The 24,809-nt window shown below is 69.1% G+C and carries 24 protein-coding genes; 20 read left to right on the top strand and 4 right to left on the bottom strand.

Annotated features, from left to right (window positions below; translation table 11 throughout):
• The first annotated feature begins 11 nt into the window (after positions 1–11).
• The 8 genes from ACWEKS_RS01640 (at position 12) to ACWEKS_RS01605 (ending at position 8,481) form a co-directional block, all read left to right on the top strand.
• Positions 12–2,192, top strand: a complete 2,181-nt coding sequence (locus ACWEKS_RS01640; protein ID WP_452338306.1) for an acyl-CoA dehydrogenase family protein — start codon at positions 12–14, stop codon at positions 2,190–2,192.
• A 26-nt stretch (positions 2,193–2,218) separates the two neighbouring features.
• A complete protein-coding gene (locus ACWEKS_RS01635) occupies positions 2,219–3,286 on the top strand; it encodes an acyl-CoA dehydrogenase family protein (RefSeq protein WP_452338305.1) in 1,068 nt (355 codons plus the stop codon).
• Positions 3,271–4,440 carry an acyl-CoA dehydrogenase family protein gene (locus tag ACWEKS_RS01630; RefSeq protein WP_452338304.1) on the top strand — a complete coding sequence of 390 codons (1,170 nt, stop codon included), beginning with the start codon at positions 3,271–3,273 and terminating at the stop codon, positions 4,438–4,440. Before ACWEKS_RS01635 ends, ACWEKS_RS01630 begins: the two co-directional genes overlap by 16 nt.
• Before the next feature lie 120 nt (positions 4,441–4,560).
• Positions 4,561–5,526, top strand: coding sequence for a bifunctional MaoC family dehydratase N-terminal/OB-fold nucleic acid binding domain-containing protein (locus tag ACWEKS_RS01625; RefSeq protein WP_452338303.1), 966 nt, complete (start codon positions 4,561–4,563; stop codon positions 5,524–5,526).
• Positions 5,523–5,936 carry a MaoC family dehydratase gene (locus ACWEKS_RS01620; protein ID WP_364606405.1) on the top strand — a complete coding sequence of 138 codons (414 nt, stop codon included), beginning with the start codon at positions 5,523–5,525 and terminating at the stop codon, positions 5,934–5,936. Before ACWEKS_RS01625 ends, ACWEKS_RS01620 begins: the two co-directional genes overlap by 4 nt.
• A complete protein-coding gene (locus ACWEKS_RS01615) occupies positions 5,933–7,108 on the top strand; it encodes a lipid-transfer protein (RefSeq protein WP_364606402.1) in 1,176 nt (391 codons plus the stop codon). Before ACWEKS_RS01620 ends, ACWEKS_RS01615 begins: the two co-directional genes overlap by 4 nt.
• 19 nt (positions 7,109–7,127) lie before the next feature.
• Positions 7,128–8,039 carry a helix-turn-helix transcriptional regulator gene (locus ACWEKS_RS01610; protein ID WP_452338302.1) on the top strand — a complete coding sequence of 304 codons (912 nt, stop codon included), beginning with the start codon at positions 7,128–7,130 and terminating at the stop codon, positions 8,037–8,039.
• A 124-nt stretch (positions 8,040–8,163) separates the two neighbouring features.
• The gene (locus tag ACWEKS_RS01605) at positions 8,164–8,481 is read left to right on the top strand and encodes a hypothetical protein (protein ID WP_452338301.1); all 318 of its coding nucleotides are present in this window, start codon (positions 8,164–8,166) and stop codon (positions 8,479–8,481) included.
• Here the strand turns inward: ACWEKS_RS01605 and ACWEKS_RS01600 are convergent.
• Positions 8,474–9,091, bottom strand: coding sequence for a TetR/AcrR family transcriptional regulator (locus ACWEKS_RS01600; protein WP_452338300.1), 618 nt, complete (start codon positions 9,089–9,091; stop codon positions 8,474–8,476). The two genes, ACWEKS_RS01605 and ACWEKS_RS01600, sit on opposite strands and share 8 nt — an antisense overlap.
• Before the next feature lie 78 nt (positions 9,092–9,169).
• On the opposite strand from ACWEKS_RS01600, the gene zapE reads away from it, so the two are divergent.
• From zapE to ACWEKS_RS01555, 9 genes are all read left to right on the top strand, one after another.
• Positions 9,170–10,141, top strand: a complete 972-nt coding sequence (gene zapE, locus ACWEKS_RS01595; RefSeq protein WP_452338299.1) for a cell division protein ZapE — start codon at positions 9,170–9,172, stop codon at positions 10,139–10,141.
• Positions 10,142–10,362: 221 nt separating this feature from the next.
• The gene (locus ACWEKS_RS01590) at positions 10,363–11,529 is read left to right on the top strand and encodes a glycosyltransferase family 4 protein (RefSeq protein ID WP_452338320.1); all 1,167 of its coding nucleotides are present in this window, start codon (positions 10,363–10,365) and stop codon (positions 11,527–11,529) included.
• Positions 11,529–12,995 carry a UDP-glucose dehydrogenase family protein gene (locus ACWEKS_RS01585; protein WP_452338298.1) on the top strand — a complete coding sequence of 489 codons (1,467 nt, stop codon included), beginning with the start codon at positions 11,529–11,531 and terminating at the stop codon, positions 12,993–12,995. Before ACWEKS_RS01590 ends, ACWEKS_RS01585 begins: the two co-directional genes overlap by 1 nt.
• A 409-nt stretch (positions 12,996–13,404) precedes the next feature.
• Entirely contained in the window at positions 13,405–14,346 is a 942-nt protein-coding gene (locus tag ACWEKS_RS01580) for a DUF4129 domain-containing protein (protein ID WP_452338297.1), read from the top strand.
• A gap of 49 nt (positions 14,347–14,395) precedes the next feature.
• Complete coding sequence (locus tag ACWEKS_RS01575) at positions 14,396–14,899, top strand: hypothetical protein (RefSeq protein WP_452338296.1); 504 nt, start codon at positions 14,396–14,398, stop codon at positions 14,897–14,899.
• A gap of 20 nt (positions 14,900–14,919) precedes the next feature.
• A complete protein-coding gene (locus ACWEKS_RS01570; RefSeq protein WP_354831310.1) occupies positions 14,920–15,882 on the top strand; it encodes an AAA family ATPase in 963 nt (320 codons plus the stop codon).
• A 7-nt stretch (positions 15,883–15,889) separates the two neighbouring features.
• The gene (locus ACWEKS_RS01565) at positions 15,890–17,164 is read left to right on the top strand and encodes a DUF58 domain-containing protein (RefSeq protein WP_452338295.1); all 1,275 of its coding nucleotides are present in this window, start codon (positions 15,890–15,892) and stop codon (positions 17,162–17,164) included.
• Complete coding sequence (locus ACWEKS_RS01560; protein WP_452338294.1) at positions 17,161–17,616, top strand: hypothetical protein; 456 nt, start codon at positions 17,161–17,163, stop codon at positions 17,614–17,616. The genes ACWEKS_RS01565 and ACWEKS_RS01560 overlap by 4 nt, the downstream gene beginning before the upstream one ends.
• Positions 17,617–17,663: 47 nt before the next feature.
• A complete protein-coding gene (locus ACWEKS_RS01555) occupies positions 17,664–18,209 on the top strand; it encodes an RNA 2'-phosphotransferase (RefSeq protein ID WP_452338293.1) in 546 nt (181 codons plus the stop codon).
• A gap of 21 nt (positions 18,210–18,230) precedes the next feature.
• Here ACWEKS_RS01555 and ACWEKS_RS01550 read toward each other — a convergent pair whose 3' ends face one another.
• From ACWEKS_RS01550 to kstD, 3 genes are all read right to left on the bottom strand, one after another.
• Positions 18,231–18,578 (bottom strand): hypothetical protein, encoded by a 348-nt coding sequence (locus ACWEKS_RS01550; protein WP_379383201.1) that lies wholly within the window; start codon positions 18,576–18,578, stop codon positions 18,231–18,233.
• A 344-nt stretch (positions 18,579–18,922) separates the two neighbouring features.
• Complete coding sequence (locus ACWEKS_RS01545) at positions 18,923–19,783, bottom strand: MaoC family dehydratase (RefSeq protein WP_364606357.1); 861 nt, start codon at positions 19,781–19,783, stop codon at positions 18,923–18,925.
• A 265-nt stretch (positions 19,784–20,048) separates the two neighbouring features.
• The gene (gene kstD / locus ACWEKS_RS01540) at positions 20,049–21,776 is read right to left on the bottom strand and encodes a 3-oxosteroid 1-dehydrogenase (protein ID WP_452338292.1); all 1,728 of its coding nucleotides are present in this window, start codon (positions 21,774–21,776) and stop codon (positions 20,049–20,051) included.
• A 143-nt stretch (positions 21,777–21,919) separates the two neighbouring features.
• On the opposite strand from kstD, the gene ACWEKS_RS01535 reads away from it, so the two are divergent.
• Genes ACWEKS_RS01535 through dmpG form a run of 3 tightly spaced genes read left to right on the top strand, consistent with a single transcriptional unit; the run spans position 21,920 to position 24,773 of the window.
• The gene (locus tag ACWEKS_RS01535) at positions 21,920–22,705 is read left to right on the top strand and encodes a 2-keto-4-pentenoate hydratase (RefSeq protein ID WP_354831291.1); all 786 of its coding nucleotides are present in this window, start codon (positions 21,920–21,922) and stop codon (positions 22,703–22,705) included.
• A gap of 58 nt (positions 22,706–22,763) precedes the next feature.
• Complete coding sequence (locus ACWEKS_RS01530) at positions 22,764–23,672, top strand: acetaldehyde dehydrogenase (acetylating) (protein ID WP_354831289.1); 909 nt, start codon at positions 22,764–22,766, stop codon at positions 23,670–23,672.
• Between the two features lie 12 nt (positions 23,673–23,684).
• Complete coding sequence (gene dmpG / locus ACWEKS_RS01525; RefSeq protein ID WP_452338291.1) at positions 23,685–24,773, top strand: 4-hydroxy-2-oxovalerate aldolase; 1,089 nt, start codon at positions 23,685–23,687, stop codon at positions 24,771–24,773.
• Positions 24,774–24,809: the final 36 nt, after the last annotated feature.

Genomic DNA, 24,809 nt, shown 5'->3' with positions numbered 1-24,809 from the left:
CGGTATGGAGTGTGACCATAGCCACCACTGACGAGCATAAAGCCGTCCAAGAGTCGATGCGCGGATGGGCAAACGCCGTGCGCCCGATTGCAACAATGCGTTCCAGAGCACAAGCGGAACTGCGTTCCGGCGCGCCCGATTTCTGGCGCGAATACTGGCCACGCCTGTCCGATCTCGGAATTTTCCGGGTCGCGGTGCCGGAGGAGGCCGGGGGCGCGGGTGGGACCGTCGGGGATCTGGCCGTGCTGGTGGAGCAGGCGGCACATGACCTGGTCGGCGGACCGGTGCTCTCGACGGCGTTGGCGGGACTCGTCGCCGGCGAGGCGCTCGACGAGATTACGCCATGCGGCGTCGCGCTCGCGGGCGAAATCGCAATATCCGTGGGCGAATCGGGCGCCTCGGTGTCCGGTGAGTGGGACTCGGTTCCGGGCGCCGCACCGGGTACGGCGGTGCTGGTCCCGGTGCGTGACGGTGACCGTCACCTGTGGGCGCTGATCGGCGCGGACGCCGCCGGGCTGACCGTGGAGCCGCTGGCCGGCATCGACAAGACCGTGCCGCTGGCGCGCGTGGTGTGCGCGGACGTCGCCGTGGCCGCGGATCGCCTGTTCGAGCCCGGCTTCTCCGTGCTGGACCTGGCCGCGACGCTGGTCGCTGCCGAGGCCGCGGGCATCGCGGGCTGGTGCCTGGAGACCGCCACCGAATATGCGAAGGTGCGCGAACAATTCGGGCGCAAGATCGGCGAATTCCAAGCGGTCAAACACATTTGCGCGTGGATGCTGTGCCGGGCCGAACAGATTCGCGCCGTCGCCGCCGATGCGGCCGCCGCGGCGGACAGTGGTAGTGCGGAACTGCAGCTGGCCGCCGCCGTCGCCCTGTCCATGTCGCTGGATGCCGCGGTGGAGAATGCCAAGGATTGCATTCAGGTTCTGGGCGGAATCGGTTTCACCTGGGAACACGACGCGCACCTGTATCTGCGCCGGGCCACCGCGCTGCGGCAGCTGCTGGGCGGCACCGCGCGCTGGCGGGCCCGGGTCGCGGAACTGACCCTGGCCGGCATGCGCCGCACGGTCGGCGTCGACCTGGGTGCCGACGGCGAGCCCGGATCCGACTGGGAGACAGCCGGTCTGGACGCCGCCGAAGCGGCCGTGCTGGCGGCGGACCTGGCCAAGATCGCGGCGCTGCCGGAGCCGGAGCAGCGGGTGGCGCTGGCCGAAGCCGGACTGCTGGCCTCGCACTGGCCCGCGCCCTACGGCCGCGGCGCCGGACCCCTGCTGCGCACGCGCCTCGACGACCAGATCCGCCAGGCGGGTATCGCGCTGCCGGACATCGCGATCGCCAACTGGGCGATCCCGACGCTGCTGCAGTGGGGCACCCCCGAGCAGATCGAGCGCTACGCCATGCCGACGCTGACCGGTGAGGTCATCTGGTGCCAGCTGTTCTCCGAGCCCGGCGCCGGGTCGGATCTGGCGGCGCTGCGCACGGTGGCGGAGCGGGTCGAGGGCGGCTGGAAGCTGCGTGGCCAGAAGGTGTGGACCTCGCTGGCCGATCGCGCCACCTGGGGCATCTGCCTGGCGCGCACCGACGCCTCCGCGCCGAAGCACAAGGGCATCAGCTACTTCCTGGTCGATATGAAGAGCGCGGGGCTGGACATCCGGCCGCTGGTGGAGATCACCGGTGAGGCGCGCTTCAACGAGGTGTTCCTCGACGACGTCTTCGTGCCGGACGACTGCCTGGTCGGCGAACTCGGCAATGGCTGGAAGATCGCCCGCTCCACCCTGTCGGCCGAGCGGGTCGCCATGGGCGGCAAGGGAATCGGGGACGAGCTGGAGGCGCTGATCGCCGCCGCGCCGGCCTCGGGCCCGGGCGCGGAGCTGGTCGCGGACCGGCTCGGCGGGCTCGTCGCCGAATCGGTTGCCGGAACCTTGTTGGAAGCTCGTGCGGCGCAGAAGCTGCTGTCCGGCGGGGACCCTGCCGCGCAGAGCAGCGTGCGCAAACTGGTCGGTGTGAGACACCGGCAGGCGGTAGCGGAATTCGCCGTCGAACTGTCTGGTACGGCGGGCGCTCTGGAAACCGACGCGGTGAAAGAATTCCTGCTCACACGCTGTTTGTCGATTGCCGGCGGTACCGAGCAGATCCTGTTGACCGTCGCCGGTGAACGGATCCTCGGGTTGCCCCGCGAGTCGCACGGCTAGTCCACACCTGAACCGGGAGCATTGCATTGGACTTCACCAGGGACGAGAGCCAGGACGCTGTCGCCGAGGTTGTCGTAAGTTTGCTGGAACGCGACAGCGCGCGTGATGCCGCGCTGTGGCCGATCATCGCGGACAGCGGCCTGCTGGCCGTGCCGCTGCCCGAACGCTTCGGCGGCGACGATATGGGCCTGCTCGAGGTCGGGGCCATGCTCACCGAGCTGGCCCGCGCCGCCGCGCAGGCGCCCGCACTGGTCACCCTCGGCTTCGGCGTGCTGCCGCTGAAGGCGATCGGCCTGCCGGATGCGCTGGCGGACAAGGTGTTTCCGGCCGTGGCCGAGGGCGCGGTGCTAACCGCCGCCCTGCACGAGCCCGGCTCGCCGTTCACGGTGAAGCCGGAGACCACCGCGGTGACCGACGGCGCCACCGTGCGCGTCACCGGCCGCAAGGTGGCGGTGCCCTACGCCGACACCGCGCGCTGGATCCTGGTGCCCACCGACAGCGGCATCGCCGTGGTGGACGGTGACGCCGCGGGCATCACCCGCACCGCGAGCCCCACTTCCGATGGCGTGCCGGAGTTTTCGCTCCAGTTCGACCAGGTCGTGATCCCGGCCGAACAGCTGCTGCCCGGCGGGCTGACCGAACTGCACCGGTTCGCGCTGGCGAGCCTCGGCGCGGTGGCCGACGGCCTGCTCGCCGGCGTGGTCTCATTGACCGCCGAGCACGTGCGCACCCGTCAGCAGTTCGGCCGCCCGCTGGCCGAATTCCAGGCTGTCGCACAGCAGATCGCGGATGTCTACGTGGCCTCGCGGACGCTGCACGCGGCCGCCTGCTCGGCGACCTGGGCGCTGGCTCAGGACGAACAGGGCGCCGAGCACCTGGAGCGCATCGACGACGATCTCGACGTGTTGGCGTACACGGTGGCGGCGGAACTGCCCGCGGCCATGCAGAAGTGCCACCACCTGCACGGTGGTCTCGGGGTGGATATCACCCATCCGCTGCACCGCTACTACTCACAGGCCAAGGACATCGCCCGCTGGCTCGGCGGCGAATCGTTCCGGCTGGACCGTTTGGGAGCCAGATGTTCATCGAACTGACCGCGGAGCAGCGCAAGCTGCGCGACGAACTGCGCACGTACTTCACCGGTCTCGTGACTCCCGAAGAGGAGGCCGAGATGCTGGTGAACCGGCACGGTGACGCCTACCGCGCGGTGGTCAAGCGCATGGGCCGCGACGGCAAGCTCGGCGTCGGCTGGCCCAAGGAGTACGGCGGCCAGGGCTTCGGGCCGCTGGAACAGCAGATCTTCTACAACGAGGCGGTCCGCGCCGACGTGCCGGTGCCGCTGGTCACGCTGCTGACCGTCGGCCCGGCGCTGCAGTCGTTCGGCACCGAGGAGCAGAAGCAGAAGTTCCTGCCCGGAATCCTCACCGGCGACGTGCATTTCGCCATCGGCTACTCCGAGCCGGACGCCGGCACCGACCTGGCCGCGCTGCGCACCTCCGCGGTGCGCGACGCCAACGGCGACTGGATTGTCAACGGGCAGAAGATCTTCACCACCGGTGCGCACGAGGCCGACTACGTCTGGCTGGCCTGCCGTACCGGTTCCGCGGAGTCCCGGCACAAGGGCATCACGATCCTGATCGTGGACACCAGGGATCCGGGCTACTCGTGGACGCCGATCATCACCGCCGACGGCGCGCACCACACCAACGCCACCTACTTCGACAATGTCCGCGTCCCCGCGAACATGATGGTCGGCGAGGAGAACGGCGGCTGGAAGCTGATCACCACCCAGCTCAATCACGAGCGGGTGAGCCTGGGCCCGTCCGGCAAGATCGAGCAGCTCTACCACCGCGTGCACGACTGGGCGCAGGCCCAGGGCGTGCTCGGCGAGGCCGACGTGCGGCGCTCGCTGGGCCGCCTGCACGCCATGACACGGCTGAACGAGCTGCTGAACTGGCAGGTGGCCTCCAATATGGAACGCCCCGACGCCGACCCGCGCGATGTCATCGCCGACGCCTCGGCGACCAAGGTGTTCTCCACCGAGGCGCTGCAGCAGGCGGGCCGCCTGGCCGAGGAGATCGTGGGCCGCTTCGGCGATCCCGCCGACCCGGCCACCGCGGAACTGCTGGTCTGGCTGGACAAGCGGACCAAGCAGAACCTGGTGGTGACCTTCGGCGGCGGCGTCAACGAGATCATGCGCGAGCTGATCGCCCAGATGGGCCTGCGCCTGCCCAGGGTCCCCAGATAGGAGCCACCGAACCGTGGAGAAGACGTACCCCAGGCGGACGAGATCATGCGCACTGTGCCCGATGGCCCAGACGGGCCTGCGCCTGCCGCGGGTTCCGCGCTAGATCGCAGAGGAGAGAGCGTGACGAAGAGTTTCACGGCCGACGAGATCCGCGAGGGCCTGGAGAAGATCAAGGCGGACGGTGAGTCCGCGGCGCGCGCCGGGCGCGATCCGATCAACCAGCCCATGATCAACAACTGGGTCGAGGCCCTCGGCGACGCCAACCCGATCTACGTGGACGCGGCCGCCGCCAAGGCGGCCGGGCACCCCGGCATCGTGGCCCCGCCCGCCATGGCGCAGGTGTGGACCATGCTGGGCCTGGGCGGCGTCCGCGCCGACGACGACCCGATGACCCGCACCAACGACCTGTTCGACGCGGCCGGCTTCACCTCGGTGGTCGCCACCAACTGCGAGCAGGTCTACCACCGCTACCTGCAGCTCGGCGAGCAGGTGACGGTGCGGTCCAGCATCGGCGACATCGTGGGCCCCAAGCGGACCGGGCTCGGCGAGGGCTGGTTCACCACCTACCTCACCAACTGGTACGTGGGTGACGAGCTGGTCACCGAGATGAAGTTCCGCATGCTGAAGTTCGCGCCCGGCACCGGAAAGACGGCCGCTCCCAGGGAATCCGGCGAGGTGTCCGCGGAAGATCTGGCCAAGCGCGTGCGGCCGACCGTGTCCAAGGACACCGAGTTCTTCTGGGACGGAATCAAACTCGGTGAGCTGCGGATCCAGCAGCGGCCCGACGGCTCGCTGCAGCACCCGCCGGTTCCGGCGCTGTGGAAGGACCACTCGGAGCAGACCGACTATGTGGTCGCCTCGGGGCGCGGCACCGTCTTCAGCTTCGTGGTGCACCACGCGCCCAAGGTGCCCGGACGACAGCTGCCGTACGTGATCGCCCTGGTCGAGCTGGAGGAGGGCGTGCGCATGCTCGGCGAGCTGCGCGGCATCGAGCCGGGCGAGGTCGAGGTCGGCCTGCCGGTCGAGGTGGGCTTCCTGAAGCTCGACGACGACAACACCGTGCCCTACTGGGAGGCCGTGAAATGACCACAGTCGAGCTCTCGGCCGTGCAGGTCGGAACCGTGTTGCCGGAGTTGGTGATTCACGCCGACACCACGTTCATCGTCTCGACGGCGCTGGCCACCCGGGACTTCCAGGACGTGCACCACGACCGCGACAAGGCGGTCGAGCGCGGGTCCAAGGACATCTTCGTCAACATCCTCACCGACACCGGTCTGGTGCAGCGGTTCGTGACGGACTGGGCGGGGCCGCGGGCCATCGTCAAGTCGATCGCGCTGCGGCTGGGTGTGCCGCTGTACGCGGGTGACACCCTCACCCTGAGCGGCACCGTGGCGGCCGTGGACGGCGCGGACATCACCATCGACGTGGTCGGCAAGGACTCGCTCGGCGACCACATCACGGCGAAAGCCGTCATCTCCCTGCAGGAGGCACAGTGAGTGGGCTGAGCCGTAGCGCCGCCATCGTCGGCATCGGCGCGACCGACTTCTCCAAGGACTCCGGCCGCAGCGAACTGCGGCTGGCCGCCGAGGCCGTCACCGCCGCCCTGGCCGACGCGGGACTCACGCCCGCCGATGTGGACGGCCTGACGACCTTCACCATGGACACCAATACCCAGGCCGCCGTGGCGCGCGCCGCCGGTATCCCGTCCCTGAAGTTCTTCAGCAACATCCCCTTCGGCGGTGGCGCGGCCGCCGCGACCGTGCAGCAGGCGGCGATGGCGGTCGCGACCGGTGTCGCGGATGTCGTGGTGGCCTACCGGGCGTTCAACGAGCGCTCCGGAAACCGCTTCGGGCAGTTCGCGACTCACCTCGCGACCGGCAACCCCAGTTCCTCCGGCGTGGACAACGCGTTCTCCTACACCCACGGCCTGGGCACCCCGGCCGCGCAGGTGGCCATGGTGGCGCGCCGCTACATGCACGTATATGGCGCGCGCAGTGAGGATTTCGGCCGGGTGGCCGTCGCCGATCGCAAGCACGCGGCCGTGAACCCGGCGGCGCACTTCTACGGCAAGCCCATCACCCTGGAGGAGCACCAGGCCTCGCGCTGGATCGCGGAGCCGCTGCACCTGCTGGACTGCTGTCAGGAGACCGACGGCGGTGTGGCCATCGTGGTCACCAGCGCCGAGCGGGCCAAGGATCTGCCCAACAAGCCCGCGCTGATCGCCGGTGCCGCACAGGGTTCCGGGGCCGACCAGTACGTCATGACCAGCTACTACCGCGACGCCATGACCGGGCTGCCGGAAATGGGCCTGGTCGGCGACCAGCTGTGGGCGCAGAGCGGGCTGCGGCCGGAGGACATGCAGGCCGGCATCCTCTACGACCACTTCACCCCCTTCGTTCTCATGCAGCTGGAGGAGCTCGGCTTCTGCGGCCGCGGTGAGGCCAGGGACTTCATCGCCGACGGCGCCATCGAGATCGGCGGCCGCCTGCCGCTGAACACCCACGGCGGCCAGCTCGGCGAGGCCTACATCCACGGCATGAACGGCATCGCCGAGGGCGTCCGCCAGATCCGCGGCACCTCCGTGAATCAGGTCCAGGGCCTGGAGAACATCGTGGTCACCGCCGGCACCGGCGTACCGACCTCGGGTCTGGTGCTCACCGCCAACTGAGCGAGTCGCGAAGGCCCGGATGATCGCCGAGATCGTCCGGGCCTTTCACATGGAACCGCTTGGTATCCATAGAATCGGCCTGGTGTCCGACAAGTCTGAAATGGGCGAGTTTCTTCGGTCGCGCCGGTCGCGATTGCGGCCCGAGGACATCGGCTTGCCGGTGTGGGGGCGGCGGCGGGTGCCCGGGTTGCGGCGCGAGGAGGTCGCGCATCTGGCCGGGGTGAGTGTCGAATACTACGTGCGGCTGGAACAGGGGCGGGCCGAGGCGGTTTCGGAGGGGATCGTCGATGCCATCGCCACCGCGCTGCTGCTGAGCGAGGACGAGCGGCGGCACCTGCGCAATCTGGCGCGCCCACCGCGTTCGCTCTCCCGGGCGGGCGAACCGCTGCGCCCCGGGCTGCAGCAATTGCTCGATTCCATGACCCGCGCGCCCGCGTATATCGTCGGGCATCGCACCGACATCCTGGGGTGGAACGCCGCCGCGGTGGCGGTATTCGGCATCGATTTCGCGGAACTGCCCGAATCCGAACGCACGTGGATGCATCTGATCTTCTTCGACCCGCACATCCGGGCGATCACGGCCGATGTGGCGCTGGTCGCGGGCCACATCGCGGCGGATATGCGGCTGCAGGCCGGCCATCGGCCCGACGACCCGGAACTGCGGGCCATGTTGCGCGACATGAACGAACGCAGTCCCGAGTTCCAGGAGTACTGGGAGACGCACGAGGTCAGCGACTTTCAATACGGCCGCTACGTCGTGCACCACCCGCTCGTCGGCGACCTGCACCTGGATTACGAACTGCTGGATATTCCGGCCGATCCCGGGGTACGGGCCCTCATCGCCTACACCCCGGCGCCGGGCACCGATACCGCGCGGGCACTGGACTCGTTGCTGGACGAGAGCACCTCCGAGGCCAAGCGGTGCGGCTGATCCGAGAGCCGGTCGGCGGAAACAGCCACAGGCCGATCGTATTCGCGCCCGCGCAAGGTTCAGTGGCGGTTACCGGCGGCGGCGTAGATTGGGGCGCAATTCATCTGTGGGGAAAGGGATCGCGATGACCTTACGAGAACGGCTGAACGAGCTGCCGGTGATAGGGAGCGCGCAGGTGTACGGGGAACCGCACGAGACCTCCGATGGGACCACGATCATTACGGTCGCAGCCGTGAGCGGCTGGCGCGGGTCGCGGCCGCTCGGCATATTCGTCGTCCGCGACGGTGAGGTCAAGTGGGAGCCGGCTGTGGACGGCTCCCGGATCGCGACCCTCGGCGTCCTCACCGGCTTGATCGCCGCGACCCTCGCCACCTTGGCCCTGGTCAAGCAGCCGCCGTGGCCGAACATGCGCATCTGGGACATCCGCTACCGCGCTAGCTGATGGCCCGGAATTGGGCGGCCAGTACGGCCGCCAGCTGATTCACGCTTGTCGCGGTGCCCGGCGCGAGACCGGTGCGGGCGCCGGCGAAGCGGTCGAAGACCAGGCCCTCGAGGACCGCGATGAAATCGGCTGCGGCAGTGGCCGGGTCGGATGCGCCGAGAGTTTCGAACAGGGTGGTGGCGTGCCGGTGCGAGAAGAGCGAGCTCGCGAGTTTGTCGTGCATGTCGGCATCGCCGAGCAGTTCGATGATGAGGGCGTGCCGGGCGATCAGATGGTTGCGGCGTTGCGCGAGTAGGCGATCCAGCCAGCCCGCGATGCCTGCCGCCAGCCGGTCCAGGGCGCTGTCCGTGCGGGTTCCAGGTGCTCCCGTCGGCGCCGCCAGGTCCGCTTGCCCGGCCGCGAACTCGGTGCGGGAGCGGATGGTGATGCGGTCCACGATGCCCTCCAGGAGGGCTCGTTTGGTGCGGAAGTAGTAGGACGTCGATCCTGCGGGGAGTTCCAGCGCGGTGTCCAGGGCGCGGTGCGTGAGCGCCCGGAGTCCTTGGGTGGCAATGAGATCGATGGCGCTGTCCACGATGAGGGTGCGCCGGTCGGGTGTGGAGGTGGTCACCTTTGCTCCTCTGCGGCTCCGTGATCCTCTACAACTATAGAGGAAGCTCTACAGAAGTAGAGGATACCGGGAGGTGCCATGGAAACGCCGGAGATCGTGCTCGATGCCGATCAGCGTCACGCCGCCGAGCAGCTGGCCGCCATTGCCGCGCGGGTGGGCCGGAGATGGCGGCGGCCGCGCGGGCTGTACCTGTACGGCGGCCCGGGGCGGGGCAAGACCATGCTCATGAACCGCTTCTTCGCATCGGTGCCCTCGAATCGCAAGCGGCGCTACCACTTTCACGCCTTCTTCGCGCGGTTGAATGCCGGAATCCACGAGTACGGGAATATCGACGCCTCGGTGGACGCGCTGCTCGGCGACGCGGATCTGATCTGCTTCGACGAATTCCATGTGCACGACTCGGGCGATGCCCGGCTCGTGACACGACTGCTGGACACGCTGTTCGCCCGGCGCATCACCCTCGTGGTGACTTCGAACTATCCGCCGCAGGACCTGCTGCCCAACCCCCTCATGCACGGCATGTTCGTGCCGACCATCGAACGGATCCTCGAGCACCTGGACGTGGTGGCGGTGGACGGTCCGCAGGACTACCGCATGCTCGGGGGCCGGCGCACCGGCTTCGCCGCCGGGCACTACGTGGTCGGGGCCTGCCCGGTGATCGGCGCGGTCGATCTGCCCGTCGCGCATCGGCGGTTGCACGCCCGCGCGATGGAAAACGGGGAGCTCACCGTCGATTTCACGGAGCTGTGCGGTATCCCGGTGTCGGCGGCCGATTTCCTGGAGCTCACCCGCGAGGTCCACCGCTGGGTGGTGTGCGCGGTGCCGCCGATGGGGACGGTCCCGCCGGACTGGGTGATGCGCTTCGTGAATCTGGTCGACGTGCTCTACGACGCCGACCTGGAACTGTCGATCTTCGCCGACGTACCGCTGGCGGAGCTGGGCGGTGCCGGCACCGGCTCGCGGGTGGCGATCGAGCGCGTCCCCGATCTCTACCGCACCCTGAGCCGGCTCGCGGAGCTGCGCGAATTGGCAAACCTCGAGTCTCGATAGCCGTTCGGCGAAGCCCCGGTGAACTGGCCGACTTGATCGACGTGCACGGTTCACGTGCCGTCAACGCGGAGGGGGTCTGGCGTTGCGGGCCGCTTCCTACCGTGGCGTCAGGAGCAGCACCGAACCGGAGGGGAACGATGCGAATCCGCGAGCAGGCAAGGGATTCCGCGCCGCGGAACCCGAGCATACCGAGTAGTCCCCATATCCGGAAAAGCGCCCGCCTGCGGGTGCTGGTCGTCGCCGAGTCCTTTCTTCCCCAGGTCAACGGCGTCACCAACTCCGTGCGCCGGGTGCTGGATCACCTGGCCGCCAAGGGTCACGAGGCCACGCTGGTGGCCCCGACCGGCCCCGGCAAGTACGCCGGGTTCCGCGTGCACGTGGTGCGCGGGGCCCGGCTGCCCTTCTACCGGGATTTCCGGATCGGGCTGGAGACCCGCCGCCGGCTGCGCAAGATCATGCGCGAATTCCGGCCCGATGTCGTGCATATCGCCTCGCCGGCGACGCTCGGCTATCAGGCGGCCAAGGTCGCGAACGAGCTCGGGATTCCGACCGTCGCCATCTATCAGACCGATCTGGTGGGTTTCGCGCTGCGCTACGACCTGCCCGGCGGCGTCCGCGCCATGACCGCGCTGACCCGGCGCATCCACCTGCGGGTGAACCGCACCCTCGCGCCCTCCACCGCCAGCCTGCGCCAGCTGGAACTGATGGGCATTCCGGGACTGGGCCGCTGGCCGCGCGGGGTCGACCTGCAGCAGTTCGGCCCGTTCCGGCGGTCGGCGGAACTGCGAAAGCGCCTGGCCCCCAATGGCGAAGCGCTGGTCGGCTATATCGGGCGCCTGGCGCCGGAGAAGGAGCTCGAGCTGCTCGCCGCACTGCGGCCGCTGCCGGGCGTCCGGCTGGTCGTGGTGGGCGGCGGCCCCGAGGAGAAGCGGCTGCGGAAGCTGTTGCCGGACGCGGAGTTCCTCGGCGTGCTGCACGGTGAGGAACTCGCGGCGGCCTACGCGTCGCTGGATGTGTTCGTGCACACCGGCCGTCACGAAACCTATTGCCAGGCAGCGCAGGAGGCGCTGGCCTCCGGTGTGCCGGTGGTCGCGCCCAAGTCGGGCGGCCCGATCGATGTGGTCACGCCCGGCGCGGGTTTCCTCTATCCACCCGGCGACGCCGAGGCGATGACGGAACTGGTGCGCCGCCTGGTCGAGGACCCGCGACTGCGTGAGCAGACCGCGCAGAACGCGGTGCGCAGTGTGCGCGACCGGTCCTGGACGGCCGTCAACGATCTGCTCATTCGTCACTACCGCGAGGTGATCGCGGAACGCCTGCAGGCGGATTCGACTCTGCAGTCCGATTCGACGCGGGGCGAGTTCCCGGCCACCAAGGAGGCATCCTGATGCTCCGCATCTCCGTCATCGGCACCGGATACCTGGGCGCCACCCATGCCGCGGGCATGGCCGAACTCGGCTTCGACGTGCTCGGGGTGGACAACAACCCGGCCAAGGCCGCCGCGCTGTCCGCCGGGCGGGTGCCCTTCCACGAACCCGGGCTGCCGGAACTGCTGGCCGGGCACGTGGCGGGCGGGCGGCTGCGTTTCGGCACCTCGCTGGTCGAGGCCGCCGAGTTCGCCGACGTCCACTTCCTTTGTGTCGGAACGCCGCCCGGGGTGAACGGGGCCGCCGACCTGTCGCAGCTCTACGCCGCGCTGGACGGGCTGGTGCCGCACCTGACCCGCAACTGCCTGATCGTCGGCAAGTCCACGGTGCCGGTGGGCACCGCCGAGGCGCTCACCGCGCGCATCGCCGAGCTTGCGCCGGAGGGGATTTCGGTCGATCTGGCCTGGAACCCGGAGTTCCTGCGCGAGGGGCACGCGGTCTACGACACGCTGCACCCGAACCGGCTGGTCTTCGGTGTCACCACGCCGGACGCGGAATGGGCGCTGCGGCAGGTGTACGCCACGCCCATTGCCGCGGGCTCGCCGGTGGTGATCACCAACCTGCCGACCGCCGAGCTGATCAAGGTCTCCGCGAATGCCTTTCTGGCGACCAAGATCTCGTTCATCAACGCCATGGCCGAGCTGTGCGATCTCACCGGCGCGGACGTGACCCTGCTGGCCGATGCGCTGGGCCATGACGACCGGATCGGCCGCAAGTTCCTGGGCGCGGGCCTCGGCTACGGCGGCGGCTGCCTGCCGAAGGACGTGCGCGCCCTGATCGCCCGCGCCACCGAGCTCGGTGCGGGGGAGTCGGTCGACTTCCTGCGCGACATCGACGCGGTCAACCTGCGCCGCCGCGAGCGCGTGGTGCGGGAGACCCTGGAGCTGCTGGGCGGCCACCGGCCGCGTGGCCGGGTCGGGGTGCTGGGTGCGGCGTTCAAGCCGCTCTCCGACGACGTCCGCGATTCACCCGCTCTCGATGTCGCGCAGCAGCTGCACGCGGCCGGGGTCGAGGTGACCGTATTCGACCCTGCCGCAACGAGTCCGGCGCGCGCCGTCGCCCCGCAGCTGGTGTTCGCCGCCACCCCGGCGGCCGCCCTGCACGAGGCGGATGTGGTCCTGCACCTGACCGAGTGGCGCGAATTCCGGGAACTGGATCCGGGTTTCCTGCGCACGGTCGCCCGCGGCCGGGTCATCATCGACGCCCGCAATGCCCTCGACCCCGAGCCCTGGCTGGCGGCGGGCTGGGACTTCCGCGCCCTCGGCCGCCTGGTCGAGCCGCGCACCGTGGCCGGCCGCGTCGGCGCGCCCGCCGGCACCGTCTATCCGGCGCCGGCTGTCCGGGAAGCGGTCGTCGAACCGGCCAGCGCTCTGGCTCAGCCCTCGCCACTGACCCGCCTGCGCGCCCGCGTCCGCCGCACCGCCTGATCGTTAGGGTCCCAGACCGTCGATCGCCGCGCCCGGCACGTGGCCTCCTCGCGTCGCCGGGCTGCTGCGCCGCCGCGGGCGGCCTGGTGTCCTCGTGGCCTCGAAGGTGCCGAAGGGCCGAGCGGCCCGCCTGCCTCGCGGGACCGGCCGGCCTCTGGCATGGCCGCGCGATCTTGATCCGCGCGCCGGGTTGCCCGGATCGTGCACGGATGGTGATAAGTGGGGTTGCGGCGGCAGGCTCGGCCTCGACCGGGATGAGCTGGGTTTTCGGGTCTGGCACGGGATGCCGCGCAGGTGGGGGATTTATGCGCGGCGGGTATGTGATTCCAGCTTCACGATTTTGGTCCTGACGGACCGCTCGGCATGTAACTATGTGCCTGATTCCGCTGGACTCTGGTTAGGAGTATTCGTGACTGGGGTGGGGACGGTGGCAGCACGCGCGATCGCATTGATCGGGCTCGTGATGCTGGCTGTCGTCGCACTGCGCGGGTACATTCCGGGAACCGGAGGACCCGCCGCGCCACATCCGTCGTCGGCGGTGTCACTGGCCTTGATGCCGGTGCTGCTGCTGGTCTCGATGGTGATTCTGGTGGCGGGTGTGATCAACAGCCAGCATCGCCTCCCACTCGCCATGCCAGAACCCGACCGCGAGTCCGCGGTGCGCGTGCCGGGCCTGCGGCGGCTCGGGCTCCTGCTGCTGGTCGGGATCGCGGCCATCGCGCTGATCGTGACCGCGGTGCTGTCGGTGTACCTGGTGACACCGGCGCGGCAGGCCCAGGTGGGGACGCCGCCGAGCGTGTCCGCCACCGGGACCGCCCCGCAGCCGCAGGAGACCGTGACACCGCCGGAGGAGGCGGTCCCCGAGCCCACCCTCACCGGCACCGCGCTGCTGCTGGTCGGCATCACCGCCGGCGTGCTGGTGCTGATCGCCATGACCGGCCTGGTCGTGGTGGCGGTGGGCTCGAACCGCCGGCCCTCGCTGGAGCGCACGCCCCTGCCACCGCCCACGGCCACCGAGGCGGTCTCACTGGCCAAGGTCGCCGAGATGGGCCTGGCGGCCATGATCGCGCCGGGCCAGGACCCGCGCACCGCGATCATCGCCTGCTACGTCGCCATGGAACGCGGTCTGGCGACGGCGCGGGAGGTCGCCCCGCTGGCCTCCGACACCCCGTCCGAGGTGCTGGCGCGAGCCTTCGATCGCGGCTTCCTGCACGACGCGTCGGCGCGGGAACTGGTGGCCCTGTTCGAGGAGGCGCGGTTCAGCCCGCACTCCATGCTGGAGTGGCAGCGGATGCGCGCCGAGCAGCTGCTGCGCATCGTGCTGGCCGATCTACAGGGGCAGGCGGCATGAAAGACGGTGTGGCAGTGCGGATCCCGAGTGGCCGAAGGGGGGTCCGGCGATGAATCGGAGCGCGATCGTGGTGGGCGCGGTGGCGCTGGCCCTGCTGTTCGAGCTACTCGCCCTCGGCGATCAGCGCGAGCATCTGGTCGCCCTCACCGCCGTTCCGGTGGCCGCGGCGCTGGGACTGCTGATGTGGTCGCTGGTGGAGCGGTCGCGCCGGCTCGCCCCGCCCGAACCGGAAGACAACGACATCGACAACGGCCCCGTCGAGATGCTGCGCCGCTGGCAGGCCCGCGCCCAGATGCTGGTGGACCGCTCCGAGGGCTCGCGCGCCGACTGGGATCGGCACCTGCGGCCGCTGCTGGCCAAGGAATTCGAACTGACCAGCGGGCACCGGATGGCCAAGAACCGGCGTGCGCTGGAAGTGGCGGGACAGCTGCAGTTCGGGCCCGAGCTGTGGCGCTGGGTGGACCCGGCGAACTCGGCACTGCGCGATCAGGTCAATCAGGCTCCCGGCCGGGAGGCCCTGGACGAAATCCTGCGCCGACTGCAGAACATGTGAGATGAGATGCGAGACATGCGATGACATCACCGATGGACGTGACCATCAAGCGCACCGACGCGGTGCTGCGTGAAGTATCCCGGGTCGTGGTCGGCAAACGGGACGAACTGCAGCTGATCATGGTCGCGGTGCTGTCCGGGGGCCACATCCTGATCGAGGACCTGCCCGGACTGGGTAAGACCCTCATCGCGCGCTCCTTTGCGACCGCGCTCGGGCTGAACTTCACCCGCGTGCAGTTCACCCCGGATCTGCTGCCCGCCGACCTCATCGGGTCGACGATCTACGACATGCATTCGGGCCGTTTCAGTTTCCGGCGCGGCCCGGTCTTCACCAATATGCTGCTGGCCGACGAGGTCAACCGCACCCCGCCCAAGACCCAGGCCGCCCTGCTGGAGGCCATGGCCGAGGGGCAGGTCTCCATCGACGGCGAAACCTTCCCGCTGCCACAGCCTTTCGTCGTCTTCGCCACCGACAACCCGATCGAGTACGAGGGCACCTACCCGCTGCCCGAGGCCCAGCTCGACCGCTTCGCCATGCAGCTGCGGCTGGGCTACCTGTCGGAGACCGACGAGATGAACATGATCCGCCGCCGTCTGGAACGCGGCTCGCAACCCGCCCAGATCGGGCAGGTGGTGGATGCCGACGGCCTGCTGGAGATGCGGCAGTCGGTGGAGTTCGTGACGGTGCACCCGGATGTGGTGGGCTACGTCGTCTCCCTCGCCTCGGCCACCCGCGGGCATCCGCAGGTGGAGGTCGGCGCGAGCCCCCGCGCCGAACTCGACCTGGTGCAGATGGCCCGCGCCCGGGCCCTGCTGCACGGCCGCGACTACGTGGTCCCCGAGGACGTGAAGGCGCTCGCCGTGCCGGCCATGGCCCATCGCATCACGCTGCGCCCCGAGATGTGGGTCCGCCGCATCCGCGGCGAGGACGTGATCTCCGAACTGCTGCGCCGCCTGCCGGTCCCACGCGCCACCCAGGCCTGAGGCGCGTATGAAGCATCGCGACACGAGTACGGCGGTCGAGGCCGAATTGCGCTGGCGGCCCGCACCGTTGGTGTTCATGCTCGCCGCGGTGTCCGTGCCCGCCCTGGTGCTGGCGCTGGTACTGGGCAAGTGGCAGCTGGTGGTGTTCGCCGCGCCCATGCTCGGGGTGCTGGCCACCGCGCCGCTGCAGCAGTCCCGCACTCGCATCCAGGTGGACGGGGCGGGGGTGCTGCGCTGCTTCGAGACCGAAGAGGTGGTGCTGACCGCCGCGGCGTTCGTGGAACGCGGGCACGCGCTGCTGCGGCTGCATCCGGAACCCTTGCAGAGCATGGAGATCCACGTCGAGGAGACGGTGGACTCCGGCGCCGCGCCCGCCGGGCTGCGGCTGGCGCTGTCGGCCCCGCGCTGGGGCCGATATCCGGTGCCGATGCGGGTGACCGCGCTGAGCCCGGCCGGGCTGGCGGTGGCCTCGGTGCGCTTGCGTGCGGGCGAGGTGTACGTCTATCCGATCACCGATCCGCAGCGGATGCGCCTGCCGCGCACCGAACTTCCCGAGCGGATGGGCACCCATCTCACCCGGCGGGCCGGGCCGGGCGTGGAGTACGCGGATATCCGCGCGTACACGCCGGGGGATCAGCTGCGCACCGTGAACTGGCCGGTGAGTGCGCGGCGCGGGCAGCTGTTCGTGACCGAGCGCTTCACCAACCGGGCCGCGGATGTGGTTGTGCTGGTGGACACGTCGATGCAGGCGCCCGGGCCCGCGTCGGACTCACTGGAGCTGTCGGTGCGCGGCGCCGCCCAGGTGGCCCAGTCCGCGCTGCAGGCGGGCGACCGTACGGCGGTCGTGTGCCTGGGCCGCACCCCACGCTGGCTGCGACCGGATATCGGCCGCCGCCAGTTCTATCGCATCGTGGACGCCGTGCTGGATGTCGGCGACGAGCACATCCTCACCGAGGGCACGCTGGCGCCGCACGCCGCGGTGCCCATCGGGGCGGTCATCGTCGCCTTCTCCACGCTGCTCGACACCCAATTCGCCCTGGCCCTCATCGATCTGCGCAAGCGCGGCCATGTCGTGGTGGTGGTCGACGTACTGCGCGGAACGCCGTTCGGCGACGGCCTGGACTCCACCCTCGCGCGCATGTGGCAGCTGGAACGCACCTCCATGTACCGCGATATGGGTACCGTCGGCGTCGACATCGTGCCCTGGCCCGAGGACACCCGCCTCGATCAGGTCATGCGCCTGCTGCCCGAACACCGCCGCACCGTGAGGGTTCGCCGATGACCAAGTTCCTCGCCGTGCTGTCCGGGCTGCTGCTGGCGGGCGCGGTGGCCATCGTGCTGCCGTGGGCCGCGATACCGGTGATCATCCTGGCGGTGGCCGGCTGGCGCTGGCGGGTGTGCGCGGTGCTGGCCGTGCTCGCGGCCATGGTGGCGCTGGCCTGGGTCGGGACCGGGGCGCTGGTGGCGGGCGGCATCGGGCTGGTCGCGACCACCTACCTGCTGAACACGGCGACCGTGTCGGCTCCGGTGGGCGTGGTGCCGACGACGGTTCCGTCGGTGGCGGGCGCACTGGTGTTCACGGTCGCTGCGGGGGCCGCGACCGTGCTGCCCACCGGACTCAGCTGGGTGCCGATCCTGGCGCCGTTCACCGTGATCGCGTTGTACGCCTTGCTGGTTCGCGGACTGACGGACGACCGGACCGTCGGCCGAGCCGAGAACACGCCCGGCGGCTGAGCCGGAAATCGCTTCGAATCCGGCTGTGGGACTGGTTCACTCGCGCCATGAACGAACAGCAGATGATCAAGACCTCGAAACGGTTGTCGAGGCACCTACGGCACGCCCCCGAGGCCATCGGTATCGAGCTGGACCCGGCCGGGTGGGTGGACGTCGCCACGCTGCTGGCGGCGCTGGGCCGGCACGGGCGGGCGCTCTCGCGTCCCGAACTGGACGAGGTGGTGGCGCGGAACAACAAGCGCCGCTTCGAATTCGATGCGACGGGGACCCGGATCCGCGCGAGTCAGGGGCACAGTGTCGACGTTGACCTGGAGTATCGGGCGACCGTACCGCCCGCGGTTCTCTACCACGGCACCGTTGCCGCGGCCCTGCCCGGAATTCGCGCCGAGGGGTTGAAGCCCATGCGCCGCCACGACGTTCACCTGTCGGCGGATACCGAGACCGCCGTCAAGGTCGGGGCACGACGTGGCAGACCCGTGGTACTGACCGTGGCTGCCGGCGCGATGCACCGCGACGGGCACGAATTCCGGGTCAGCACCAATGGGGTCTGGCTGGTGGCCGCCGTCCCGCCCGGATACCTGTCCGGACTCTGAGCGGGGCGGCCGCCGCGGCGACTACTGGAGGGCGGGGGGCATACGGGTCGGCTTGATGCGGCCGGCGTCGATGAGCGCCCGGAATGCCGCGGCCTTGCGCGCGCACTCCGCAACCGGGCAGCGGCGGTGCTGCTGCATGGTGCGATGGGCTTCCTGGACGCCCAGCGGGTGATCCGGAGCGAGGTGCGACCAGGCGGAGGTGTCGGGAGTTGCCAGCGCTAATACGCTGCGTTCCTTGTTGATTCGATCGCGGATGCGTTCTACGGAGAGTCGGTCCGGATCGTGATGGGGGTGGTGCAGGCTCATGATGGTGACAGCCATGATCACGAGCGTTGCGAGAGTGGCCGTGAACACTTGCCAGGCGGCCATTTGTTCACCTTCTCCATGTCTTTCGGTAGTAGTCAGCTAGATATTCAGTTGGTTAGCTAGATATTCACCGTATGCCTGAAGACGTTACGCCTCCAGCGCGTCTTGGGTCAGGTTCAATCGAATTTCGGCCGCTTTGAGCAACTCCGCCGTCGCCGATCCCGGTGTCGCGCTGAAGATTTGCAGCCATCTCGATATCCGATATGCGGCGTATGGCCGGATTGTCGTGTCACCCACCGGGTCTCGGTCTCCGCACTGGCTGCCCAACAAGATCAGGGAGCTCCCACCGCGGAAATCTGTCCGATTTCCCGCGGTGAGAGCTCCCTGATCTCGAAGCTCTGTTCGGGTTACGAGTGGGTGAGGACCACGTCCGCGAGGACGGGGGCGTCGTCGCGCTCGACGACGGTGACCGCGATGACGAGTTCCCCGTCCTGCTGCCAGATTCGGGAGCGCAGGGTCTCACCGGGGTACATGACGCCGGCGAAGCGGGCGCGGAAACCCTTGACGCGGGACACATCCGAGGCCAGGACGGTGTCGGTCGCGGTCTTCAGGACCAGGCCGTAGGTGCACAGGCCGTGCAGGATCGGGTTGGGGAAGCCGGCGTTGCGGGCGAATTCGGGGTCCGAGTGCAGCGGGTTGCGGTCGCCGCACATGCGGTAGAGCAGCGCCTGCTGCGGCAGAGTGGGGGTCAGCACCTCGAAATCCGGTGCCCGGTCCGGAAGTTCGGTCTTCGCGCTGGGGCCGCGGTCGCCGCCGAAGCCGCCCTCGCCCTTGGCGAAGATGGAGGAGCGCGACGTCCAGAGGGGTTCGCCGTCGGAGCCGACGGCGGTGTCCTCACGCCAGATGACGGCATTGGAGCCCTTGTCCCAGATCTCGCTGATGCGGCCGGAGATGCTGCCCTTGCCGGAGGCCGGGATCGGGCGGTGCACGATGATCTCCTGGCTGCCGTGCACGACCTTCGCCAGATCGATGTCGATGCCGTCGAACTTCACCTTCGGCGGCTCGGTCTCGTGGAAGGACGGCGCGACGGTCGCGAAGGACGGCAGCACCTGCGGCTCGCGATCGTCGACGTAGCGCAGCTCGGCGGCGTCGGTCCAGCGGTTGCCCGCGCCGAGCGCCAGGTTGTAGGTCTGCACATCACTGGCGGACCAGCTGAATTCGCGCGCGGGAATCTGCGCGCCGAGCGCGACACTCAAATCGATGGGCATGAAAGGTTCTCCTCGTCACTCGCGTCCGATGGTCCGGCGCGGCTCGCCTCCCCGCAAGCCGCCGCCCCGCTGACCGGGTCGCGCTCGAAAGTCTGGTTCCCGGCCCGCCGCGGGAAAGAGCGTTCGCGGCGGCGGGCGCGGGCTGTTCAGTTGTCCGCGCCCCGCCGGGATAGAGCGGTACGGCGGGGCATGCGGGGTGGGTTGGGCGCGGACTCGACGTGACCCGACTCGCGCCCAACCCGATCCTGAACCGGGTTGGGACGGTTCAGGACGCTTCTTGGGACGACACCGTCTCGGCCACCGGCGCGCCGTTCTTCGCCTTGGCGGCGATATCGAGGGCGGCCAGGTAGCCGAAGGTGATGGCGGGGCCGATGGTCGCGCCGGGACCGGCGTAGGTGTGGCCCATGACCGGGGACGAGGTGTTGCCGGCGGCGTACAGGCCCTCGATGACGGTCCCGTCCTCGCGCAGCACGCGGGCATCGTTGTCGGTGACCAAGCCGCCCTTGGTGCCGAGGTCGCCGGGGACCATCTTCACCGCGTAGAACGGGCCGACCTCGAGCTTGTTCAGGCACGGGTTCGGCTTGATGGTCTGGTCGCCGTAGTACCGGTCGTAGGCGCTGTCGCCGCGGTTGTAGTCGAGGTCCTTTCCGGTCGCGGCGAAGCCGTTGAAGCGCTCGATGGTGGCGGCCAGCTCGTCGGCGGGGACGCCGATCTTCTCGGCCAGCTCGGCCACCGTGGGCGCGACGACGATCAGGTCGTTTTCCATCCACCGGGACGGAATCCGCTGGCCAGGCTGCAATCCGGCGAAGATGTACCGGGACCGGTAGCGCTGATCGAACACCAGCCAGCACGGCACGTTCTCGCCCGGACCCTCACCCTGCCCGTATTCGCCGCCGTACATGGTGTGCACAGCCTCGACGTAAGGAGCTGACTCATTACCGAATCGCTGACCTTGCGTATTGATCATGATGCTGCCGGGCAGATTTCGCTCCGCGAGGCAGAACCAGGGCTTTCCTTCACCGCGGAAGGTGGTCGGACCCCACCAGGCGTCGTCCATGAAGTCGATGTCCGCGCCCGCCGCGATGCCCGCCCGGATGCCGTCGCCGGTATTGGCGGCCGCGCCCGTGGTCCACTCGGTGGTGATGGGTTCGCGCTGGTACTTGTGCCGCATGTCGGCGTTGTGCTCGAAACCGCCGCTGGCCAGGATGACGCCGTACTTGGCGTTGAACCGGACGGCCTGCCCGTTCTCCTCGGCGTCGACGCCGGTGACCACGCCGTTGTCGATGACCAGTCCGGTGAGCGGGGTGTTCAGCAGCACTGGCACATTCGCGTCCAGCAGGCCCTTGCGCAGGCCGGCGATGATGGCCTGGCCCATGCCGACCAGCGCCTTGCCGGTGACCTTGCCCCACGCCCAGCGGGTGCCGACGCGCAGCACGCGCGCGATGCCGACCGGGTGGCGGCGAATCAGGTTGAGCTTCTTGTAGTCCGCCTGCATGACGACGACGTTCAGCGGCGCCTTGCTGTAGGCCGGCTCCAGCTTGAAGCGCTCCTCGCCCAGGACTTTGAGGTTGAACGGCTTGGGCTCGCAGCTGCGGCCGTCCGCCTTGCCGCCCGGTGCCTCCGGGTAGTAGTCGGAGTAGCCGGGCACCCAGGTCATCTTCAGGGCGGAGTGGTCGAGCACGTAGTCGAAGGCTTCGGCGCCGCGATCGATGTAGGTGTCGATCTTCTCCTTGGGCACCACGTCGCCGATGATGCTGTACAGGTAGGTGCGCGCCTCGTCGAGGTCGTTCCCACGGCCCGCGGCCTTCAGCACCTTGTTTCCGGGAATCCAGACGCCACCGCCCGATCGCGCGGTAGAACCGCCGTAATGAGCGGCCTTTTCGATGAGCACCGTGCGCAGACCGTGGTGCGCAGCGGTGAGGGCGGCGGACATACCGGCGGCACCGCTGCCGACCACCACCACGTCGTAATCCCGATCAGTCATGTAGAACACGTTATAGAATCGATCCTGGTTTGGTCTATGTTGGTCTGGCAGATGGGACTGCTGAAGCGACGTTATTCACAAAAACTCGTTTCAGTTTCTAGTCTCGTTACTGGATGGCCACCGGCCGGTACCCCCGATGGAAGGAACACAGCGTGCTGACCGACGCGCTACGTAAGGAACTGGCCGACGAGCTGGCGGCGGCCGAGCGGACCCGGGTTCCGATCGATCCGCTGGCCGTGCGGCATCCCGAGATCGACGTGGTCGATGCCTACGAGATCCAGCTCATCAATATGCGGCAGCGCTTCGACGGCGGCGCCAAGGTCGTGGGCCACAAGGTGGGCCTGTCCTCCAAGGCCATGCAGCAGATGATGGGCGTGGACGAACCCGACTACGGGCACCTGCTCGCGGAGATGGAAGTCTTCGAAGACGTTCCGGTCGACACCTCCAAGTACCTGTACCCCCGCGTCGAGGTCGAGGTCGGCTTCATCCTGGGCGCCGACCTGCCCGGCGAGGACTGCACCGAGGAGGACGTGCGCAAGGCCACCGTCGCCTACGCGCCCTCCATCGAGCTGATCGACACCCGCATCAAGGACTGGAAGATCGCGCTCTGCGACACCATCGCCGACAATGCGTCCTCCGCCGGATACGTGCTAGGCAAGCAGCGGGTCTCGCCGGACCAGCTGGATATCAAGAACATCGACGCCGTGCTGACCCGCAATGGCGAGGTCATCGCCGAGGGCCGCTCGGACGCCGTGCTGGGCGACCCGACCATCGCGGTGGCGTGGCTGGCGCGCAAGGTCGCCTCCTTCGGGGTGCGCCTCAAGGCCGGCGACATCGTGCTGCCCGGCTCCTGCACCCGCGCCATCGACGCCCGCCCGGGCGACGAGTTCATCGCCGAGTTCGCCGGACTCGGTTCCGTCCATCTGGGTTTCGCGTAGACCTGAGCCGATCAGGCCGCGTCGCACAGACACTGACCTCACCGAGTAGGAGAAAGCCGTGACTGCAAGCAAAGTCACCGCCGCGATCGTCGGGTCCGGCAATATCAGCACCGATCTGCTGTACAAGCTGTTGCGTTCGGAGAAGATCGAGCCGCGCTGGATGATCGGCATCGACCCGGAGTCCGAGGGCCTCAAGCGCGCCCGCGGCCTGGGCCTGGAGACCTCCGCCGAGGGCGCGGACTGGCTGCTGGCGCTGCCGGAGAAGCCGGACCTGCTGTTCGAGGCCACCTCCGCGTACGTGCACCGGGCCTACGCGCCGAAGTACGCCGAGGCCGGCATCCGCGCCATCGACCTCACCCCCGCCGCCGTCGGTCCGGCCGTGATTCCGCCGGTCAACCTCGACTCGCTGCGCGACGAGATGAACGTCAACATGATCACCTGCGGTGGGCAGGCGACGATTCCGATGGTGCACGCGGTGTCCCGCGTCGTCCCCGTCGAGTACGCCGAGATCGTGGCGTCGGTGTCCTCCGTGTCCGCCGGTCCCGGCACTCGCGCGAACATCGACGAGTTCACCAAGACCACCTCCGCCGGTGTCGAGACCATCGGCGGGGCGAAGCGCGGCAAGGCGATCATCATCCTGAACCCGGCCGAGCCGCCGATGATCATGCGCGACACCATCTTCTGCGCCATCCCCGAGGACGCCGACCGCGACGCCATCACCGAGTCGGTGCATCGGATGGAGAAGTCCATCCAGGAGTACGTGCCCGGCTACCGGCTGCTCAACGAGCCGCAGTTCGACGAGCCGTCGCTGGTTTCCGGTGGCATGGCGAAGGTTTCGATCTTCGTCGAGGTCGAGGGCGCGGGCGACTTCCTGCCGCCGTACTCGGGCAACCTCGACATCATGACGGCCGCCGCCACCCAGGTGGGCAACGTGCTGGCCGACCAGATCATCTCGGCTCGGGTGTAAGGAGTTCCGACAGTGAGCAATTCGAACGCTGAATCCAATTCACCGCTCGCGGTGGCGAAGCCGTTCTCGGCGGATCTGGACATCCGGGTCACCGACACCAGCCTGCGTGACGGCTCGCACCACAAGCGGCACCAGTTCACCGTGCAGGAAGTGCGGGACATCGTCGGTGCGCTCGACGCCGCCGGCGTGCCGGTCCTCGAGGTCACCCACGGTGACGGCCTCGGCGGTTCCTCGTTCAACTACGGTTTCTCGAAAACCCCTGAGCAGGAACTGATCAAGGCTGCGGCGGAGACCGCCAAGCAGGCCAAGATCGCCTTCCTCATGCTGCCGGGCGTCGGCGTCAAGGAAGACATCAAGATCTCGCAGGACAATGGCGCGAGCATCTGCCGCATCGCCACCCACTGCACCGAGGCCGACGTCTCGATCCAGCACTTCAACATGGCCCGCGACCTCGGCCTCGAGACCGTCGGCTTCCTGATGATGGCGCACTCCACCACCCCGGAGAACCTCGCCAAGCAGGCCCGCATCATGGCCGACGCGGGCTGCCAGTGCGTGTACGTCGTCGACTCCGCCGGTGCGCTGGTGCTGGAGCAGGTCACCGACCGCGTCTCCGCCCTGGTCGCCGAGCTCGGCAATGACGCGCAGGTCGGCTTCCACGGCCACGAGAACCTGGGCCTGGCCGTCGCCAACTCGGTCTACGCCGTGCGCGCCGGCGCCACCCAGATCGACGGCAGCGCACGCCGTTTCGGCGCGGGCGCGGGCAACCTCCCCGTCGAGGCCTTCATCGGCGTCTGCGACAAGCTCGGCATCAAGACCGGCGTCGACTTCTTCGCCGTCACCGATGCCGCGGAAGATGTCGTCCGCCCGGCCATGCCGAGCGAATGCCTCCTCGACCGCCAGGCACTCATGATGGGCTACGCGGGCGTCTACTCGTCGTTCCTGCGCCACGCCGAGCGCCAGGCCGAACGCTACGGCGTCTCCGCCGCCGAAATGCTCGTCCGCGCCGGCCGGCGCAAGCTCGTCGGCGGCCAGGAAGACCAGCTCATCGACATCGCCCTGGAACTCCAGCGCGAAAAGGAAAAGTCGGCCGCCAACGCCTGACCCCACCCATTCACTGGGCCGCAACCGACTCCGGTT

The sequence above is a fragment of the Nocardia sp. NPDC004711 genome (genome assembly GCF_053601595.1).
This window is presented reverse-complemented; position numbering and strand designations above follow the sequence as displayed.

What these genes read in the sequence shown, in the direction of transcription:
- ACWEKS_RS01630 (WP_452338304.1), top strand. Translation starts at nt 3,271, where the DNA reads ATGTTCATCGAACTGACCGCGGAGCAGCGCAAGCTGCGCGACGAACTG.
- ACWEKS_RS01620 (WP_364606405.1), top strand. Translation starts at nt 5,523, where the DNA reads ATGACCACAGTCGAGCTCTCGGCCGTGCAGGTCGGAACCGTGTTGCCG.
- ACWEKS_RS01610 (WP_452338302.1), top strand. Translation starts at nt 7,128, where the DNA reads ATGATCGCCGAGATCGTCCGGGCCTTTCACATGGAACCGCTTGGTATC.
- ACWEKS_RS01605 (WP_452338301.1), top strand. Translation starts at nt 8,164, where the DNA reads ATGACCTTACGAGAACGGCTGAACGAGCTGCCGGTGATAGGGAGCGCG.
- zapE (WP_452338299.1), top strand. Translation starts at nt 9,170, where the DNA reads ATGGAAACGCCGGAGATCGTGCTCGATGCCGATCAGCGTCACGCCGCC.
- ACWEKS_RS01585 (WP_452338298.1), top strand. Translation starts at nt 11,529, where the DNA reads ATGCTCCGCATCTCCGTCATCGGCACCGGATACCTGGGCGCCACCCAT.
- ACWEKS_RS01575 (WP_452338296.1), top strand. Translation starts at nt 14,396, where the DNA reads ATGAATCGGAGCGCGATCGTGGTGGGCGCGGTGGCGCTGGCCCTGCTG.
- ACWEKS_RS01570 (WP_354831310.1), top strand. Translation starts at nt 14,920, where the DNA reads ATGACATCACCGATGGACGTGACCATCAAGCGCACCGACGCGGTGCTG.
- ACWEKS_RS01565 (WP_452338295.1), top strand. Translation starts at nt 15,890, where the DNA reads ATGAAGCATCGCGACACGAGTACGGCGGTCGAGGCCGAATTGCGCTGG.
- ACWEKS_RS01560 (WP_452338294.1), top strand. Translation starts at nt 17,161, where the DNA reads ATGACCAAGTTCCTCGCCGTGCTGTCCGGGCTGCTGCTGGCGGGCGCG.
- ACWEKS_RS01555 (WP_452338293.1), top strand. Translation starts at nt 17,664, where the DNA reads ATGAACGAACAGCAGATGATCAAGACCTCGAAACGGTTGTCGAGGCAC.
- ACWEKS_RS01550 (WP_379383201.1), bottom strand. Translation starts at nt 18,578, where the DNA reads ATGGCCGCCTGGCAAGTGTTCACGGCCACTCTCGCAACGCTCGTGATC.
- ACWEKS_RS01545 (WP_364606357.1), bottom strand. Translation starts at nt 19,783, where the DNA reads ATGCCCATCGATTTGAGTGTCGCGCTCGGCGCGCAGATTCCCGCGCGC.